17 protein-coding genes and 8 tRNA genes are annotated in these 16,993 nt (G+C 72.3%); 13 read left to right on the plus strand and 12 right to left on the minus strand.

Going from position 1 to position 16,993, the window contains the following annotated elements; translation table 11 throughout:
• Positions 1–887, minus strand: an 887-nt coding sequence (locus BU198_RS39120) for a serine/threonine-protein kinase (RefSeq protein WP_188301492.1), incomplete at its 3' end; no start/stop codon positions are given.
• A 406-nt stretch (positions 888–1,293) separates the two neighbouring features.
• Between BU198_RS39120 and BU198_RS39125 the strand changes: the two genes are divergently transcribed.
• Positions 1,294–1,494 carry a hypothetical protein gene (locus tag BU198_RS39125; protein WP_188301493.1) on the plus strand — a complete coding sequence of 67 codons (201 nt, stop codon included), beginning with the start codon at positions 1,294–1,296 and terminating at the stop codon, positions 1,492–1,494.
• A 286-nt stretch (positions 1,495–1,780) separates the two neighbouring features.
• Here the strand turns inward: BU198_RS39125 and BU198_RS39130 are convergent.
• The 6 genes from BU198_RS39130 to BU198_RS39155 all read right to left on the minus strand — a co-directional run bounded on the left by BU198_RS39130 (position 1,781) and on the right by BU198_RS39155 (position 2,415).
• A tRNA-Val gene (locus tag BU198_RS39130) sits at positions 1,781–1,852 on the minus strand.
• A 41-nt stretch (positions 1,853–1,893) separates the two neighbouring features.
• A tRNA-Val gene (locus BU198_RS39135) sits at positions 1,894–1,965 on the minus strand.
• A gap of 44 nt (positions 1,966–2,009) precedes the next feature.
• A tRNA-Val gene (locus tag BU198_RS39140) sits at positions 2,010–2,081 on the minus strand.
• 41 nt (positions 2,082–2,122) lie between these two features.
• Positions 2,123–2,194: transfer RNA gene (locus BU198_RS39145), tRNA-Val, on the minus strand.
• Between the two features lie 34 nt (positions 2,195–2,228).
• A tRNA-Cys gene (locus BU198_RS39150) sits at positions 2,229–2,302 on the minus strand.
• Positions 2,303–2,342: 40 nt separating this feature from the next.
• A tRNA-Gly gene (locus BU198_RS39155) sits at positions 2,343–2,415 on the minus strand.
• Positions 2,416–2,731: 316 nt separating this feature from the next.
• On the opposite strand from BU198_RS39155, the gene BU198_RS39160 reads away from it, so the two are divergent.
• From BU198_RS39160 to BU198_RS39170, 3 genes are all read left to right on the plus strand, one after another.
• Positions 2,732–3,808, plus strand: coding sequence for a chorismate-binding protein (locus tag BU198_RS39160; RefSeq protein ID WP_188301494.1), 1,077 nt, complete (start codon positions 2,732–2,734; stop codon positions 3,806–3,808).
• Between the two features lie 26 nt (positions 3,809–3,834).
• Entirely contained in the window at positions 3,835–4,665 is an 831-nt protein-coding gene (locus BU198_RS39165) for an aminotransferase class IV (protein ID WP_188301495.1), read from the plus strand.
• Positions 4,666–4,748: 83 nt separating this feature from the next.
• On the plus strand, positions 4,749–5,591 hold the full coding sequence (locus BU198_RS39170; RefSeq protein ID WP_188301496.1) for a GNAT family N-acetyltransferase: 843 nt from the start codon (positions 4,749–4,751) through the stop codon (positions 5,589–5,591).
• Positions 5,592–5,603: 12 nt separating this feature from the next.
• On the opposite strand, the gene BU198_RS39175 is transcribed toward BU198_RS39170, so the two are convergent.
• Positions 5,604–6,104, minus strand: a complete 501-nt coding sequence (locus BU198_RS39175) for a DsbA family protein (RefSeq protein WP_188301497.1) — start codon at positions 6,102–6,104, stop codon at positions 5,604–5,606.
• A 110-nt stretch (positions 6,105–6,214) separates the two neighbouring features.
• Between BU198_RS39175 and BU198_RS39180 the strand changes: the two genes are divergently transcribed.
• Complete coding sequence (locus tag BU198_RS39180) at positions 6,215–6,673, plus strand: hypothetical protein (RefSeq protein ID WP_188301498.1); 459 nt, start codon at positions 6,215–6,217, stop codon at positions 6,671–6,673.
• A gap of 43 nt (positions 6,674–6,716) precedes the next feature.
• Here the strand turns inward: BU198_RS39180 and BU198_RS39185 are convergent, their stop codons facing one another.
• Positions 6,717–7,286, minus strand: coding sequence for a CGNR zinc finger domain-containing protein (locus BU198_RS39185; RefSeq protein ID WP_188301499.1), 570 nt, complete (start codon positions 7,284–7,286; stop codon positions 6,717–6,719).
• A gap of 373 nt (positions 7,287–7,659) precedes the next feature.
• Positions 7,660–8,073, minus strand: a complete 414-nt coding sequence (locus BU198_RS39190; protein WP_030056266.1) for an SsgA family sporulation/cell division regulator — start codon at positions 8,071–8,073, stop codon at positions 7,660–7,662.
• A 195-nt stretch (positions 8,074–8,268) separates the two neighbouring features.
• On the opposite strand from BU198_RS39190, the gene BU198_RS39195 reads away from it, so the two are divergent.
• The 3 genes from BU198_RS39195 (at position 8,269) to BU198_RS39205 (ending at position 9,168) form a co-directional block, all read left to right on the plus strand.
• A complete protein-coding gene (locus BU198_RS39195; RefSeq protein WP_188301500.1) occupies positions 8,269–8,727 on the plus strand; it encodes a TIGR02611 family protein in 459 nt (152 codons plus the stop codon).
• Between the two features lie 78 nt (positions 8,728–8,805).
• A tRNA-Val gene (locus tag BU198_RS39200) sits at positions 8,806–8,877 on the plus strand.
• Positions 8,878–9,096: 219 nt separating this feature from the next.
• Positions 9,097–9,168 (plus strand) — tRNA-Val (locus BU198_RS39205).
• 77 nt (positions 9,169–9,245) lie between these two features.
• On the opposite strand, the gene BU198_RS39210 is transcribed toward BU198_RS39205, so the two are convergent.
• Complete coding sequence (locus BU198_RS39210; RefSeq protein WP_188301501.1) at positions 9,246–10,013, minus strand: exonuclease domain-containing protein; 768 nt, start codon at positions 10,011–10,013, stop codon at positions 9,246–9,248.
• A gap of 165 nt (positions 10,014–10,178) precedes the next feature.
• Between BU198_RS39210 and BU198_RS39215 the strand changes: the two genes are divergently transcribed.
• The 4 genes from BU198_RS39215 (at position 10,179) to BU198_RS39230 (ending at position 14,644) form a co-directional block, all read left to right on the plus strand.
• Entirely contained in the window at positions 10,179–10,733 is a 555-nt protein-coding gene (locus tag BU198_RS39215) for a DUF4365 domain-containing protein (protein WP_188301502.1), read from the plus strand.
• Between the two features lie 32 nt (positions 10,734–10,765).
• Positions 10,766–11,929: a hypothetical protein gene (locus tag BU198_RS39220; protein ID WP_188301503.1), complete on the plus strand. Its 1,164-nt coding sequence runs from the start codon at positions 10,766–10,768 to the stop codon at positions 11,927–11,929.
• 88 nt (positions 11,930–12,017) lie between these two features.
• Positions 12,018–13,997 carry a threonine--tRNA ligase gene (gene thrS / locus BU198_RS39225; protein ID WP_188301504.1) on the plus strand — a complete coding sequence of 660 codons (1,980 nt, stop codon included), beginning with the start codon at positions 12,018–12,020 and terminating at the stop codon, positions 13,995–13,997.
• An 86-nt stretch (positions 13,998–14,083) separates the two neighbouring features.
• Positions 14,084–14,644 carry an HIT family protein gene (locus BU198_RS39230; RefSeq protein ID WP_188301505.1) on the plus strand — a complete coding sequence of 187 codons (561 nt, stop codon included), beginning with the start codon at positions 14,084–14,086 and terminating at the stop codon, positions 14,642–14,644.
• A 75-nt stretch (positions 14,645–14,719) separates the two neighbouring features.
• Here the strand turns inward: BU198_RS39230 and BU198_RS39235 are convergent, their stop codons facing one another.
• Positions 14,720–16,366, minus strand: a complete 1,647-nt coding sequence (locus BU198_RS39235; protein ID WP_188301506.1) for a hypothetical protein — start codon at positions 16,364–16,366, stop codon at positions 14,720–14,722.
• 162 nt (positions 16,367–16,528) lie between these two features.
• Here BU198_RS39235 and BU198_RS39240 point away from each other — a divergent pair, with 162 nt between their 5' ends.
• Positions 16,529–16,993 carry a thiol-disulfide oxidoreductase DCC family protein gene (locus BU198_RS39240; protein WP_188301507.1) on the plus strand — a complete coding sequence of 155 codons (465 nt, stop codon included), beginning with the start codon at positions 16,529–16,531 and terminating at the stop codon, positions 16,991–16,993.

The raw sequence follows: 16,993 nt of genomic DNA on the forward strand, positions 1-16,993 counted from the left end.
GCCGCCGCGGCGGCGCCCCGCCCGGGACGTGCCCCACGGGCCCCGCCACCGGCGGCTCCCACCGCCGAGCCGCGTGACGCCAGTTCGGTGAGCCGTTCGTGCAGTGCGGCCGCCCCCGGCCGCTCGGCGGGCTCCTTGGCCAGGCAGGCCCGGATCAGCGGCGCGAGCTGCGGCGGCACCGCCGACAGGTCGGGCTCCTCGTGGACGACCCGGTACAGCATCACTTCGGAGGATGCCCCCGACCCGAACGGGGTGTCCCCGGTGAGCGCGTACGCGAGCGTGGCCCCGAAGGCGAAGACGTCGGTGGCGGGAGTGACGGCGGCTCCGCGGACCTGCTCGGGCGCGAGGAAGCCGGGGGAGCCGACCGCGGTGCCCACGTGGGTGAGGGTGCTGGCGCCGCGCGACCACGCGATGCCGAAGTCGATGATCCGCGGACCCCGGGGGGAGAGCAGGATGTTGGAGGGCTTGAGGTCCCGGTGGACCACCCCCGCCTCGTGCACCTTGACCAGCCCGTCGGCCAGCGCGGCCCCGATCCTGGCCGCCTCGGGCCAGCTCATCGGCCCCTCGTCGCCGACCCGCTTGTAGAGCGAGGGGCCCGGCACGTACGCGGTGGCCAGCCAGGGCCGTTCGGTCTCGATGTCCGAGCCGACCACGCGTGCGGTGCAGCCGCCCCGGATCCGGGAGGCGGCGGCGATCTCGCGGGCGAAACGGGTGCGGAACTCCAGGTCCTCGGCGAGTTCGGCGCGGATCAGCTTGAGGGCGACGCGCTGCCCGCGGCGGTCGGACCCGAGGTACACCACGCCCATGCCGCCGGCGCCGAGTCGCCGGTGCAGGCGGTACGGCCCGACGATGCGGGGGTCCTCACGCCTCAGCCGCATCATCGCCATGTTCCGTTCCCCGTCAGCCTGTGGGTGAGGCCCCGTCGGTTGGGCCATCGTCAGTTCCTGTCTGGCACAGCTTACGGACTGCCTGCTGCGGTGTGCTGATACGCAACACCTGAAGCCACCATGCGATTGTCCGATCTTGCACGGTCTCGCAGGTCACGGAGTCGCCGGAGGGTTTCTCGGGGTTGCCCCTCAGGGTTCCCTCGGGGGTCGGATGAGCCTTCCCTCCCCCTGCGGTAGTAGGCCCCGGGACCGCTCGTCATCCTCCGGTACGTCCGAGGAACAGTACGACGGCATGACGCCCGGAAGGCCCCCTGACCAATAGCGTTGTGTTCAGCGGTGGACGGGGAGCTCGTCCCCCGAGGTAAGCCGTTCACCGCGCCAACTCGACCGGATCAGGAGCAAGGACATGCCACCGCAGCTCACGGGAAACCCCCACCGCCGCCGGCAGGCCTTCGTCCAGTCCCGGTCCACCGAGCAGCCCACGCGGCACCCCGCCGTGGCGCTGGCCATGGCCCTGCCGTGCGCCGTGCTCCTGATGCTGCTCTTCGGCGGGTGGGACCAGATGGCGAACCAGGCCCAGGCCGTCGCCGAACTGATCACCCGCTGAGCGGGAGGAGCAGCAGGAAGAAGTAAGGACACCGGCCCCGAGGGGCCGGCCGAAGACTGACACCGGGCCCCTGGGGACGGGGAACGGTGTCGCCGGGGAGGCCGCGGCCGCGACGACTCGCGGACGGGCGAGAGCGGTGCGCAGAGCACCCCGGCAGGCGGAGATGCCGCGTGCGGACGTCGGTGAGGGCGTCCGTGCGCGGCTCTTCTCCTTTTCCGGCCCTTGCCGGAGAACGAAAAAGGACCGAGGCCGCGATCCTCACGGATCATGACCCCGGTCCTCACTGTGCGCGATACTGGGATTGAACCAGTGACCCCTACCGTGTCAAGGTAGTGCTCTCCCGCTGAGCTAATCGCGCCTGATCTGGCGGTCTCGCAGCAGGCCTCGAAGGGCCTGACGTGCGCGATACTGGGATTGAACCAGTGACCCCTACCGTGTCAAGGTAGTGCTCTCCCGCTGAGCTAATCGCGCCTGGTGCGGCGGTGTTGCAGCAGACCCCGGAGGGCCCGTTACTGTGCGCGATACTGGGATTGAACCAGTGACCCCTACCGTGTCAAGGTAGTGCTCTCCCGCTGAGCTAATCGCGCCTGATCTGGCGGTCTCGCAGCAGGCCTCGAAGGGCCTGACGTGCGCGATACTGGGATTGAACCAGTGACCCCTACCGTGTCAAGGTAGTGCTCTCCCGCTGAGCTAATCGCGCGGGGAGGCCTCCCGGTCGAACCGGGGGGACCTCTTGGAGGTGGAGACGGGATTTGAACCCGTGTACACGGCTTTGCAGGCCGTTGCCTCGCCTCTCGGCCACTCCACCAGGCAACACATGAAGAACGATCTTACACTGTTCTCCACCGAGCGGACGACGAGATTCGAACTCGCGACCCTCACCTTGGCAAGGTGATGCTCTACCAACTGAGCCACGTCCGCCTGTCTCCCGGGGACCTTCACCGCTTTTCTGCGGCTGCGCTCCCTGGCGACGTGTTGAACTCTAGCGGATTCCCGGGCCAGCTAAAAATCCGTTCCCGCAGCATGCCGAGGGGATGGCCGGTGAGTGCCGTCCCGTCAGCCCTCCCGGGTCACCCGCCACCACCTGCGGCGCTCCCGGACGATCATCCGCAGGTCACCCGGCGCACACCCGCGCGACGCACACAGCTGCTCGCGCGCGGGGGCGTGAGCCGACCCCGACCCGCGCCCCCCGACCTACACTTCAGGCACCGCCCCAGCGCCACCGAGCAGGAGAACCGTGTCCGGCCACCCCGACCCCCGCACCCCGCTCGCCCGCTTCGGCGGCCGCCTGGCCACCGGACTGCGTGACGTCACCTCGGACCCGGCAGCCCTGGACTCCGCCGGCCACTGGGCCGTCGCCTACGACTTCGAGGGCCGCCTCACCTGCGCCCGCTTCGACGAGGTCCGCCCGGCCCCCGCCCCGCCCTCCGGCGCCGGCTGGTGCGGGCCGGACGCCGGCAGCTGGCACAGCTCCCTCGACCGTGCCGCCTACACCGCGGGCGTACGCCGCATCCGCGAGCACATAGCCGCCGGCGAGGTCTACCAGGCCAACCTCTGCCGGGTGCTGTCCGCGCCGCTGCCCGACCCGGACCGCAGCGACGTCGACGCCCTCACCGGCCTGCTCGCCCGCGGCAACCCCGCCCCCTACGCCGGCACCATCCGGCTGCCCGGGCACGGCGTCGAGATCGCCACCGCCTCGCCCGAGCTCTACCTGCGTCGTCGCACCGGCCGCACCGTCTCCTCGGGGCCGATCAAGGGCACCGGCCGCACCGAGGACGACCTCCTCGACAAGGACCACGCCGAGAACGTGATGATCGTCGACCTGGTCCGCAACGACCTCGGGCGGGTCTGCGGGACCGGCAGCGTCACCGTCCCCGACCTCTGCGCCGTCGAGAAGCACCCCGGCCTGGTCCACCTGGTCTCCACCGTCGAGGGCACCCTGCGCAAAGGCGCCGGCTGGCCCGAACTCCTCGCCGCCACCTTCCCGCCCGGCTCCGTCACCGGCGCCCCCAAGTCCAGCGCCCTGCGGATCATCGAAGCCCTGGAGACCGCCCCGCGCGGCCCGTACTGCGGAGCCGTCGGCTGGGTCGACGCCGACCGCGGCGAGGCCGAACTCGCCGTCGGCATCCGCACGTTCTGGATCGACCGGGAGGACCCCGGCGCCCCGGTCCTGCGCTTCGGCACCGGCGCCGGCATCACCTGGGGCTCCGACCCCGAGCGGGAGTGGGCCGAGACCGAGCTGAAGGCGGCCCGCCTGGTCGCGATAGCGTCGGGCAGCGAACCCGGCAGCGATTTCGACCCGACCGGGGCCTGAGCCCCACCGCCTAGGAGCAGTACTCGATGCACACCAGCAGCACGAGCTGGGTCAACGGCGCCCTCGTCGACTCGGCCGATGCGGCCGTCTCCGTCCTCGACCACGGCCTCACCACCGGCGACGGCGTCTTCGAGACCCTGAAGACGGTCGACGGCCGGGCCTTCGCGGTCACCCGCCACCTCGACCGGCTCACCCGCTCCGCCCGCGGCCTCGGCCTGGCCGACCCCGACCACGACCTGGTCCGCGAGGCCTGCGCCCGGGTCCTCGCGGCCAACCCCGCGCCGCTCGGCCGGCTGCGCGTCACCTACACCGGCGGCAACGGCCCGCTCGGCTCCGAGCGCGGCACCGCCGGCCCCACCCTGGTCGTCGCCTTCAGCGCGATCGGCCGCCGCCCCGACGAGACCGCCGTCGCCGTCGTCCCCTGGCGCCGCAACGAGCACAGCGCCGTCGCGGGCCTCAAGACCACCTCGTACGCCGAGAACGTCGTCGCCCTGGCCGCCGCCCACCGGGCCGGCGCCTCCGAGGCCCTGTTCGCCAACACCGCCGGCCTGCTCTGCGAGGGCACCGGTTCCAACGTCTTCGTGGTCGTCGACGGACGCCTGCTCACCCCCACCCTCGCCTCCGGCTGCCTGGCCGGCATCACCCGGCAGCTCGTCGTCGACTGGTGCGGCGCCGAGGAGGCCGACCTCCCGCTCGACGTCCTCCGGAGCGCCGAGGAGGTCTTCCTGACCTCCACCACCCGCGACGTCCAGGCCGTCACCCGCGTCGACGACCGTGAACTGCCCGGCACCGGCCCCGTCACCGCCAAGGCCATGGCCGTCTTCGCCGAGCGCGGCGGCGACGACCTCGACCCCTGATCCCACTCCGGGCGGGCCCCGGCCGGGAGAGAGCGCGCCGGCCACGTGGATAACCCTCCGAGCAGCAGGGAAGGGAGCACCACATGACCACCACGCTGCGCCCCGAGGGCCCGGAGACACCCACCGCGGCCGGCGGCCGCACCAGACGCTGGCTGATCCTCTCGAACGGCCGCCAGGTGGGCGCGCTGCGCACCACCGCCGAACCGCAGGCCGACCAACTCTGGGGCGAGATATCCGAGTTGGAGATCACCGAGGGGCGCGGCCGGGGCCGGGGCACGTTCGGCGGGCTGGCCGCCGAGGAGGTGCTGCGCAGCTGGGGCTGCGTCCGGGTCGACGTCGGCGTCCCCGAGCGGGCCGGGACGGCCCGCGGGCTCGCCGTCGCCCTCGGCTACACCGAGCGGGCCCTGTTGATGTCCAAGCGGCTGGCCGCCGTCGCGGACCTGCCCGCCGGGGTGAGCGTGCGCCCGTTCGACCCGGCGGACTTCGACGGCTGGCTCGCCCGTTCCACGGAGGGCTACCACCGTTCGCTGGTCGAGTCCGGGCTCACCGAGGAGCAGGCCCGCGCCAGGACCGGCGGCGGCCGGCCGGTCTCGGCCCCGCAGGGCGCCGAGACTCCCGGTGTGGTCCTGCGCAGGCTGTACGGCGCCGACGGCGAAGGCCCGTACGGATCGATCTGGGTGCAGCTGCGCCTGTACGACCTGCCGGACGGCGAACCGCTCGCCTGGGTGTGCGGTGTCGAGGTGTCCCCGGCCCACCGGGGCCGGGGACACGGACGCACGCTGATGCTGGTCGCCGAACGCGAGTGCCTGGCCGCCGGGGTCCGCAACCTCGGCCTCAACGTCTTCGCCCGCAACGAGGTCGCCGCCCGGCTCTACGCCTCGCTGGGCTACGAGGTCACCGAGCGCCGCTACGGCAAGCCGCTGTGACCCGACGTGTCGTCAGGAAGCCTTCGCCGCCTCGATGACGGCCGCGATCTCCGCGCGCAGCCCGTCCTGGCTCCGGCCACCGTCGAGGCGCCTGCCGCCGATCACGTACGTCGGCGTGCCCGTGACGCCGATCGCCTTGCCCTCGGCCTGGTCGGCGTCGACGATCAGCATGTGCCGGCCGTCGATCAGCGCGGTGTCCACCTCGTCGACGTCGGCCCCGACCTCCCCGGCCACGTCCAGCAGCACCTGCTGTCCGCGCGTTCCCAGCTCCTCGGTGCGGGCCAGCAGCGCCTCCACGAACGGCCAGCCCAACCCCTGCGCGAACGCCTCTTCGGCCGCTTCCGCGGCGGCGTAGGCGTGCTTGTGCTTCTCCAGCGGGAAGTGCCGCAGCTCCACGGACAGCGCGTCGCCGTACTGCGCGCGCAGCGCCCGTACGTCGTCCAGCGCGGCGTGGCAGTCCGGGCACTGGAGGTCGCACCAGAACTCGAGGCGGGGGAGGGAACCATCGATCATTCCCCCAGTGTTCCACTAGTGGGCGCCCGCTCCGGCCGGAGGTGCGCCCGAGGGCGGACCGAGAGGAAGAGACCGATGACAAGAACGACCGGACACGAAGGAGCGGCCCCGTGCTGAGCGCGGCGATCAGCTTCATCCTCACGGCGGGCGGGGTGGCCTTCGCGGGGCTGCGGGCCTACCGGCGGCGCTTCCTGTCGGCGACCCGCTGGTTCGCGGTGGCCCTGCTGCCCGCCGGGATCTACCTGACCGGACTCTTCCCGCTGGCGAGCACGATCGCACGGGAGTTCGCGGACTGGGCGACCAAGCTGGTCCTCGACCCCCGGGTGTGGACCGGTATCGCGCTGCTGGGCGTCTCGGCGGCCCTGCTGGTCACCACCCGCTGGGTGAGTCGTCGCGGCACCCCGGTGGAGGGCGCCCAGGAGCGCCCGGCAGCCGCGGCCGCGGCGCCCGAGCGCCCGGCGGTGACGCCGACGCCCAAGGCCCCGAAGAAGCCGGCCGGGGGCAAGCGGGAGGACGCCCTCGGTGACTTCGCCGATGTCGAGGAGATCCTTCGCAAGCGCGGCATCTGAGCCGGCGGTCCGGCGGATCGACCTGGCTGGTCAGGCCGGCGGATCAGGCGGAGGGGACGGCCTCCGCCGACCGCTGGCGCGCCCGGTAGGCGGCGACGTGCAGCCGGTTGCCGCAGGTGCGGCTGTCGCAGTAGCGCCGCGACCGGTTCCGGGAGAGGTCCACGAAGACCCGCGCGCAGTCCGGTGCCTCGCACCGGCGCAGCCGCTCCCGCTCGCCCGCCATCAGGATCAGGGCCAGCGCCATGCCCAGCTCGGCCGCCAGGTGGTCGTCGAGTGCGGCGTGCGGCGCGAAGTAGTGGATGTGCCAGTCGTGGCCGTCGTGGTCGGTCAGCCGGGGCGTCGTCCCGGCGGCCGCGACGATCGAGTTGACCAGCTCGGCGGCCTCCGCGGTGGACTCCGTCCCGAACACCTCGCGCAGCCGGGTGCGCAGGTCGTGCACCCGGCGCAGGTCGTCCTCGGTCAGCGAGTCGATCTCACTGATCTCCTGGCGGACCACGAAGGCGTCGAGCGCGGCGACGTCCGGCAGTCGCTCGGCGCCGCAGACGTCGGGCGCGGTGTTGAGCAGTTCCACGAGGATGCTCAGCGCGCACTCGGTGTCATGGGTGATCAGCACGGTGGGGGCTCCTCGCGCAGGGGGACTCCGGTGCCCCGCGTCCACGGTCACCCCAGACCATACCGGGCCCGGTGCCGGTAGGGCGGTGCCTTCTTTCGAATACGTGTGCGCAGTCCGGCAAGGCCTCCCAAACCGGGCACCGCCCCGGCGCACCGGCCTCCGAACCGGCTGGGGCCCGAGGCGGGTGGGGCCGCCGGGCGCCTGTGGTGCGTGGTGCTGTGGACCCGTTCCGGTGGGAGCGGTCCGCCCGCCGGCCCCGAGGCCGCGTGGTGCGCGGCTGAGTCCGCTGCCGTGCCCCCGAGTAGGACGGCTGCGATGACGGCAGGAGTTACGGCCCCGCCGACGGCGGGGCGTGACCTCCTCCCGGTCGGGGTCAGCTTTCGGCGAGGATGTGGGACAGCTCCCGGTCGAGGTCGAAGTGACGGTGTTCGGTGCCGGGGGGCACCGCGGCGTCCGTCCGCTTGAGGAACGACTCAAGCGCCCGGGCCGGGGCCTCCAGCAGGGCTTCTCCTTCCGGAGAGCTCAGCGCGATGCAGACCACCCCTTGCCCGTGGCTGCGCGACGGCCACACCCGGACGTCGCCGGTACCGGTGGGTCGGTGCAGCCCCTCCGCGAGGAGATCTCGGGCGAACACCCACTCCACGGTCTCGTCGGCGCCCGTGTGGAACGTGGCGTGCACGGCGTAGGGGTCGGCGGTGTCGTAGCGCAGGCCTGCGGGGACAGGCAGTGAGGACTCGCTGGACACGATGAGGCGCAGGTGCAGCTCGCAGCTGACCGTGGTGTTCATAAGCGCCATGGCCTTTCGCTCAGTGTGCGCTCGGGGAATCGCACGTCGGCGAACGGACCATCCCACCCCCACGACCGATGTAAACCCCTCTGTCCCGATTCGGGCGCGAGTCGTACCCCTTACGGCGCATTGCGGAATCGCCTCGGGGCAGCCGGGCCGGGCATTACCCGGGTACTTCTTGGTTAGTTTCCTGGCATGACTGTGCGAAACGACAAGGCGGGCGGGAACACGGGAACGGGTGAAGCGGCCGGGGAGGTTGACGCGGCCGTCGACGGCGGCAGGGCGGTCGGTTCGCGGGCCCCGGCCTTCGTCCGCCGCTCGCGGACGCTGCACCGGGTCTGGCAGGTGGCGATCTTCCTGGCCGGGCTCGCCGTGGTCGTGCTCGGACTGGTCATGCTGCCGCTGCCGGGCCCCGGCTGGCTGGTGATCTTCCTCGGCATGGGGATCTGGGCCACCGAGTTCGTCTGGGCCCAGCTGGCCCTGCGCCGGACCCGCCGCAAGGTCGCCGAGGCCGCCCAGCGGGCCATGGACCCGCGGGTGCGCCGCCGCAACCTCACCCTCACCGCGATCGGCCTGGCCGTGATCGCCGGGGCGGGCGGCTGGTACTTCGCCCGCTACGGCCTGGCCGTCCCCTGGCGGCCGGACGGGAGCTGACCTGCCCGGGTGCCCGGCCGAGGGCGGCGACGGTGTTCGGAGCACCTCCAGGGATGCGGTAATGTTTTCCCTGCACCCGGGCGATTAGCTCAGCGGGAGAGCACTTCGTTCACACCGAAGGGGTCACTGGTTCGATCCCAGTATCGCCCACCGGAATGCATTGTGATATGTGAGGCCCAGTCGATTATCGGCTGGGCCTCACATGTATTTCCGGAATCCGCCCGAAGGGTCGCCGGTAATCGGCTGAGGCGCAGTCACCTTCCGCGCGGAGCGCGAGTTCTGCGGAGGCGTCGGCGGTGCCCGGAAGTACCCGGAACGGACGAGTTGTACGACCACCCGTGAACGGTGCTAGAGTTCATCTCGTTGCCCGGGCGATTAGCTCAGCGGGAGAGCACTTCGTTCACACCGAAGGGGTCACTGGTTCGATCCCAGTATCGCCCACCGGACAGCACGCAGGCCCTGACCAGTAAACCGGTCAGGGCCTGCGGCGCGTTCGGGACCGAATGCCGGGCCGGCCGCTACGCCGCCGCCTCGCAGCCGTGCTCGGGCTCCAGCCGGCGCCCGCAGCCGCACCGGGCCGGCCGCAGCGGCCAGGACGGGTCCACCCGCTCCGGCGTCCCCGAGCGGTCGAACCAGCGCTGCAGCCCACGGGCCTGCGCCGCGTGCCATACCGCCTGCCGCAGGTGCAGCTCCGCCGCCGTCAGCCCGCCGATCGCGGCCGGGTAGCGGGTGCCCATCCGCCGGGTCAGCTCCAGTGCCGCCGTCGCGTCCGCCGCCGCGTCGTGCGCTCCGGCCAGCTCCACGCCGTAGTGGGCGCACAGGTCGGTCAGCGTCCGGCGGCCCTTGCGGTAGCGGTCCACGTGCTTGTCCAGCACCCGCGGATCCAGCACCACCAGCCCGGCCGTGGCCAGCCCGTCGGTCAGCGCCAGGCCGTGGTGACGGCGCGACTCCCGGTCCAGCAGCGTCAGGTCGTAGGGCGCGTTCATCACCACCACCGGACGCCCGGCCAGCGCCTCGGCCGCCAGCGCGCGGACGACCTCCGCCACCACGGTGCGGGCCGGGCTGCCGTGGGCGCGCACCTGCTCGTCGGTGATGCCGTGCACCGCGCGGGCGCCGTCCGGGATCGGCACGCCCGGATCGGCGAGCCAGGTGGTGGTCCGCACCGCCGCGCCCGGCGCGAGCTGGACGACCAGGGCGGCCGAGACGATCCGGTCGTGCTCCACGTCCACGCCGGTGGTCTCGGTGTCGAAGGAGGCGAGCGGGCCGGTGTACCAGAGCTGCTGCATGACTGCCCCTCAGACGAGCGTTGCGCCCGGTTGATACCCGGTCCTGACGCTCCTTCAACCCGTTTGGCCCAAGCCCGACCGGGGATCCTGCCCATGACCGTCCCGTTCGAATCGACTGGCCCGCCCGGACCGGGACGGGCCCGGAACCGGGGGAGGCCACGGGCGATGGCACTGACCCAGCCGCAGCCCGAGGAGGCGGCGGCCGTCCTGCGGGGGAACCTCGCGGTGACCGCCTGCATGGAGACCCTGCAGGTCGGCTACCTGCACGCGGTCGCCGCCGCGGCCGGCTGCTCGCTCTCCCAGCCGTTCCCGGACAACGGCATCGACTGGCACGTCAGCCACGGCTCCCGGGCGCACGAGGTGGACGACGAGGTCACCGTCAAGATCCAGCTCAAGGCCACCCAGCAGGTCGCGCCCGACCCGGCCGGGCCGTTCTTCAGCTTCACCCTGGACAACGACCACCTGCGCAAGCTCGCCCGGCCCCGGGTCGCCGTGCCGCGGATCCTGGTCGTGATGCTGCTGCCGCGCCGGGTCGACGACTGGCTGCGGGCCCGCCCGGACGCCCTGGAGCTGCGGCACTGCTGCTACTGGATCAACCTGGCCGGCCACCCGGTCACCGGACAGCGGCGCACCAACGTCAGGGTGCCCACCGGCGAGGTCTTCGACGACCGCGCGCTGTGCGCCATCATGGCCAGGGTCGGCGCGGGCGGCAGCCCGTGACGGCCCGGCCCCGGCAGGGAGGAAGCGGACCCATGACACCGCCGTACGGACCGGGCGAGCCGGCCAGGCCCCTGCCCGACCCGGCCGCCGTCGACCCGACGGTGCTGGCCACCCTGCTCGCCCGGCACGGCTGGGTCCGCCGCGGCGGACCCGCCGCCAGGTACGGACGCTGGACCCCGCCCGACGGCGAGCCCGGCACCAGCCTGCTCGTCCCGGCCGGGGACGGCTTCGACGACGCCGTCGAACTCCTCGCCGACGCCGTCACCGCGCTCTCCCGCTCCCGGACCCCCTCCGCCCGCTCGATCCTGCTCGCCCTCGCCGTCCCCGGCGACGAGCTGCGCTGGCAGCGGGAGCCGTCCGGCCCCGCCGGGGCCGCCCCCTGGGACGAGGCCGAGCGGCTGCGCCGGGCGGCCCGCGGGATGCTCGCCGCCGGCGCCAAGGCCTCCCGGGCGACGGCCGGCTACTTCGGCGCCCGGCTGGACGGCCTGGCCGGGGACTTCCTGGACCGCGTCCTGCTCGTCGAACAGGGCGCCACCCTCACCGCGTACACCCCCGCCCCGGAGGGCCGGGCCGCCGTCACCACCCTGGTCCGCGCCCTGGAGGCACTGCGCGACGCCGTCGACTACCGGCGGGTCAGCGGCGGGCCCGAGGCCCTCGGGAACGCCGTCCGGGCCGGGGTCAGCAGGGAGCTCGTCCGGTCCGTCGAGGACCTGGTGCGCGGCGCGACCGGCGCCCGGTTCGGCGTCGCCTGGTCGCCCGCCGCCGGGACGCCCGGCGGCTTCGGGGACCGCCGGATCGACCTCGATTTCTCGCCCGGCGACCTGCCCGCCCTGGCGGAGGCCGCCGGCCTGCTGGAACGCAGTGAGCCCGCCGTCGCCGTCACCGTGGTCGGCGTGGTCACCCGGCTCAAGCGTGCCGACCCGACGGGCCAGGGCTCGGTACGGCTGCGGGTGCTGGCCGGCGCCGAGGTCCGCGAACTCAGGCTCCGCCTGCCCGACCCCGACTACCGGCTGGCCGCCGAGGCCCACCTCGCGGGCCTGCCGGTCCGGGTCCGCGGCCGGCTGGACCGGAACGACGGCTTCCGCCGGCTGACCGGCCCGCACGGACTGGAGCTCTGCGCCTGGGAGGAAGGGGACCGCGAGCGCCTGCTGAAGTCGCTCGGGGAGAAGGCGGAGGGAGAGCGGGAAGGGGCGTAGGTGGACGGCGGGGGCGGCGCTCTCGGTACCATCGTCACGCGCAGCGCAGTGTTGCGTCCACTGAAATCCAGCACGTCAGGAGAGACCGGTGACGGACGTCCGGGTAATCATCAGCCGCGAACCCGATCGGGAAGAGCGCGTGGTGACGACGGGCACCACGGCCGCCGAGCTCTTCGCCGACGACCGCTCGATCATCGCCGCCCGCGTCGGTGGCCATCTCAAGGACCTCGCGTACGCCGTCCAGGACGGCGACGAGGTCGAGCCGGTCGGGATCGGCAGCAAGGACGGCCTGGACATCCTGCGCCACTCCACCGCGCACGTCATGGCCCAGGCCGTGCAGCAGCTCTACCCCGAGGCCAAGCTGGGCATCGGCCCGCCGGTCAAGGACGGCTTCTACTACGACTTCGACGTCGAGAAGCCGTTCCACCCCGATGACCTCAAGGCCATCGAGAAGAAGATGCAGGAGATCATCAAGCGCGGGCAGAAGTTCTCCCGCCGGGTGGTCACCGACGAGGCCGCCGCCGAGGAACTGGCCGCCGAGCCGTACAAGCTGGAGCTGATCGGCCTCAAGGGCTCCGCCGCGACCGCCGGCGAGGGTGCCGACGTCGAGGTCGGCGCCGGCGAGCTCACCATCTACGACAACCTGGACGCCAAGACCGGCGACCAGTGCTGGGGCGACCTCTGCCGCGGCCCGCACCTGCCCAGCACCCGGCACATCCCGGCGTTCAAGCTGATGCGCAACGCGGCCGCCTACTGGCGCGGCAGCGAGAAGAACCCGATGCTGCAGCGCATCTACGGCACCGCCTGGCCGACCAAGGACGAGCTCAAGGCCCACCTCGACTTCCTCGTCGAGGCCGAGAAGCGCGACCACCGCAAGCTCGGCAACGAGCTCGACCTCTTCTCCATCCCGGAGGAGATCGGCTCCGGCCTCGCCGTCTTCCACCCCAAGGGCGGCATCATCCGCCGGGCCATGGAGGACTACTCGCGCAAGCGGCACGAGGAGGAGGGCTACGAGTTCGTCTACACCCCGCACGCCACCAAGGGGAAGCTCTTCGAGAAGAGCGGCCACCTCGACTGGTACGCGGACGGTATGTACCCGCCCATGCAGCTCGACGAGGGCGTGGACTACTACCTCAAGCCGATGAACTGCCCGATGCACAACCTGATCTTCGACGCGCGCGGCCGCTCGTACCGTGAACTGCCGCTGCGCCTCTTCGAGTTCGGGACGGTGTACCGCTACGAGAAGTCCGGCGTGGTGCACGGCCTGACCCGGGCCCGCGGCTTCACGCAGGACGACGCGCACATCTACTGCACCCGCGAGCAGATGGCGGAGGAGCTCGACTCCACGCTGACCTTCGTGCTCAACCTGCTCCGCGACTACGGTCTGACCGACTTCTACCTGGAGCTGTCGACCAAGGACCCGGTGAAGTACGTCGGCAGCGACGAGACCTGGGAGGAGGCCACCGCCGTCCTGGCGAGCGTGGCCGAGAAGCAGGGCCTCCCGCTGGTGCCGGACCCGGGCGGCGCGGCCTTCTACGGCCCGAAGATCTCGGTGCAGGCGCGCGACGCCATCGGCCGGACGTGGCAGATGAGCACGATCCAGCTGGACTTCAACCTGCCCGAGCGCTTCGACCTGGAGTACACGGCGGCGGACGGCTCGCGCCAGCGTCCGGTCATGATCCACCGTGCGCTCTTCGGAAGCATCGAGCGGTTCTTCGCGGTGCTGCTGGAGCACTACGCGGGCGCCATGCCGCCGTGGCTGGCCCCGGTCACCGTGACCGGCATCCCGATCACCGACGAGCACGTGCCGTACCTGCTGGAGGTCGCGGCCAAGCTCAGGAAGCACGGGATCCGGGTCGAGGTGGACACCTCGGACGACCGCATGCAGAAGAAGATCAGGAACGCCCAGAAGACCAAGGTGCCGTTCATGCTGATCGCGGGCAACGACGACGTCGAGGCGGGCGCGGTGTCGTTCCGCTACCGCAACGGCGAGCAGAAGAACGGCGTGCCGGTCGACGAGGCCGTCGCCGAGATCGTGGACGCGGTGAAGAACCGGATCCAGGTGTGACGTAGCCCCCGCCCCGGCGGGGATCGCGCGGGGCAGGCTCTCGAAGAGTCTGCCCCGCGCGGCTTTGCAAGCACCGTCGGGCGAATATGCTGATCAGCATGACGACTGAGCCGGAACTTCAGCGGGGCGTCGGCGAGCCGGACGGCTTCCGCCGCCTGTGGACCCCTCATCGGATGGCCTACATCCAGGGTGAGAACAAGCCCACCGGTCCGGCTCCGGACGACGGTTGTCCCTTCTGCTCGATCCCGTCGCTGAGCGACGAGGACGGGCTGGTCATCGCCCGGGGGAGCGCCGTGTTCGCGGTGCTGAACCTGTACCCGTACAACGGCGGGCACCTGATGGTGGTCCCGTACCGGCACGTGGCCGACTACACCGACCTGGACGGGGCCGAGACGGCCGAGCTGGCGGACTTCACCAAGAAGGCCATGACGGCGCTGCGGGCGGCCTCCGGGGCGCACGGGTTCAACATCGGGATGAACCAGGGCGCGGCGGCCGGGGCCGGGATCGCGGCGCACCTGCACCAGCACGTGGTGCCGCGCTGGGGCGGGGACACCAACTTCATGCCGGTGGTCGGCCACACCAAGGTGCTGCCGCAGCTGCTGGCGGACACCCGGAAGATGCTGGCCGAGGCCTGGCCGCAGGGCTGAACCGGAGCACGCCGGGAGTACGCGGGAGGGCCCCGCCGAGGATCTCGGCGGGGCCCTCCCGTGCTGTTCGGGACATCAGCCGGCGCTGAACTCGTCCACGTTGTACGGGCGGGGGCTCTGCGCCTCGGACTTGATGATCGAGGTGCGGTTCTTGAAGAAGCGGTCGGCGTCCAGGTCGTGCTCCTGGAGGAACTCCAGGGTGGCGGCGTGGACCGCGGCGAGCACCGGGACGGCGGCGTTCTGGGCGTTGTCGACCATGGAGCGGTTCTCCCAGGCCCGGCCGGCCCAGATGTGCCGCAGCCCGAAGGGCTCGGGCAGGCCGAGCCCGCCGCCGAGCCAGCCGAGCAGGCCGGGCATCCGGTAGAAGGGGGCGCGGACGGCCTGGCGGACGACCTCGTCGTTGTCGATCAGGCGGAGCTTGACCGTGCGCTCCTCCCAGAACCTCACGGTCTTGGAGACCGACTTCTCCTTGTCCTTGGGCTTGTCGAAGAAGACGCCCTTGACCGGGCCGAGCGCGTAGCCGGACACCGTGATGTTCAGGACGTTGGCGAGCAGCGTCACGGTGACGGTGAAGGTGAGGACCAGCTTGCCGTCGTGGGTGATGAACTGGGTGGCGAGGTAGTGCCGGGGGCCGCCGGAGAAGGTCTGCTTGTCGGCGACGCTCTGCACGGCGAAGTCGCGCATCCGGTCGCCGTCCATGTCGGCGTTGCCGGGGCGGCTGATCTCGTCGGCGCCCTCGCCGATGTCGAAGACCACCCACTGCTTGATGGCGACGTTGGGCATGCCGCTGTTGGCGACGTGGCTGACGCCGAGCCCCTTGAGGTGGGCGGAGATCCGGCGGATCAGGTCCCAGGGGTGGAAGGCGCGGAAGTCGACGTGGCCCTCGGCGGGGTGGAGGGTGTCGGCGAGGCGCCACTCGCCCCAGCGGCGGCCGGCACCGAGGATGCCCTTGGGGCCGGCGTAGTGGTGGATGTTGGTCTCCTGCTCGGCGTCCAGGCGGCCGAGCTGGTCGCGCAGGTCGTTGGCCTTCTTGTCGAGGTCGTCGCGGGGGACGGCCTTGGCGACTGAGGCGGCCACGACGCTGCCCTCGACCAGCGCCTGCCAGCGGGTGCGCAGGTCCCTGGCGAAGCGCTCGACGATCCGGCGGGCGAGGTACCAGCCGATGATCGGGGCGAGCATGGTGATCCGCAGGTAGATCCCGAGGACGCCCGAGGCCGGCGGGCGCAGCGCGAAGAGGATCGCGAGGGCGGCCGTCAGGAGGAGCACGATGCTGCCGTAGACGTCCGCGTACTTCGGGCTGTCCCGCTTGAGCCAGGCGCGCAGCTGGAAGGCGCCGAGCCAGACCAGGGTGCCGGGCAGGAAGAGCAGCCCGGTGACCACGGAGACGACGCTGAGCTGGCGGTCGCGGGTGGTGCGGAGTTCCTCGGCGGCCAGGCAGTGCTCGACGACCTGGCGGGTGTCGACCCCGAAGGCAGGGACGAGGGGCTTGCGGCCGCCGCCCAGCGCGCGGGAGATCAGTGCCTTGCTGAACGCCTCGCCGAGGTTGGGGCGGAAGAGCGCGAAGCGGCCCTTCTTCTCCTTGGCGTCGGTGACGGCGTTGACGAAGCCCCCGATCTCGCCGTCGCGGTAGGCGGTCGAGGAGAGCCCCTGGGTGATGGCGGTCTGCGGACCGGCGTCGGTCCTGGGTATCTGCGCACCCGGGGTCATGTCGAGTGTGGTCACGGTGGCGTCCCCTCCTCCCCTTGTCAGCGGCAGGTTACCGTGCCGTGGCACCCCCGCGCGGATGATCGTCTGAAGTACCGTCACCGGAGGCCTGAGGGGCATGATGCCCAGCTTCGGACGGGTCGATACCCGTCGCGGTGCGCTTGGTGGCGGTGGGGCAGGATGGAGGGTGGAAGTGCGGAAAGGGGAGCGGTCGTGAAGGATCCGGTGCTGGTCTTCGACGGGGACTGCGCGTTCTGCTCGTCCTGCGTGCGCTGGGCGGAGCGGTACCTGCGGCAGACGCTGGCGTCCGGGGGCTGGGAGGCGGTGGCGTTCCAGTGGGCGGACCTCGCGGGGCTGGACGGGCACGCGGGTGCCCGGGGCGAGGTCTCGGCGGAGCGGGCGGAGCGCGAGGTGCTCTGGGTGACGCCGTCCGGGCGGGTGTACGGGGGCGCGCAAGCGGTCGCGCGGTTGCTGATGCGCTCCGGTGGGGCGTGGGCGTACCTGGGCGCGGTGTTGACGGCGGCGCCGGTGCGTCCGCTGGCGGGGCTGGCCTACCGCTGGGTGGCGCGCAACCGGCACCGGCTGCCGGGGGGCACGGCGGCCTGTGCGCTGCCGGCCCGTAAGCCCGCCGTCCGGCCGGAGTAG

The sequence above is a fragment of the Streptomyces sp. CBMA156 genome, assembly GCF_014596515.1.
In the GTDB taxonomy this organism is placed as follows: Bacteria; Actinomycetota; Actinomycetes; order Streptomycetales; family Streptomycetaceae; genus Kitasatospora.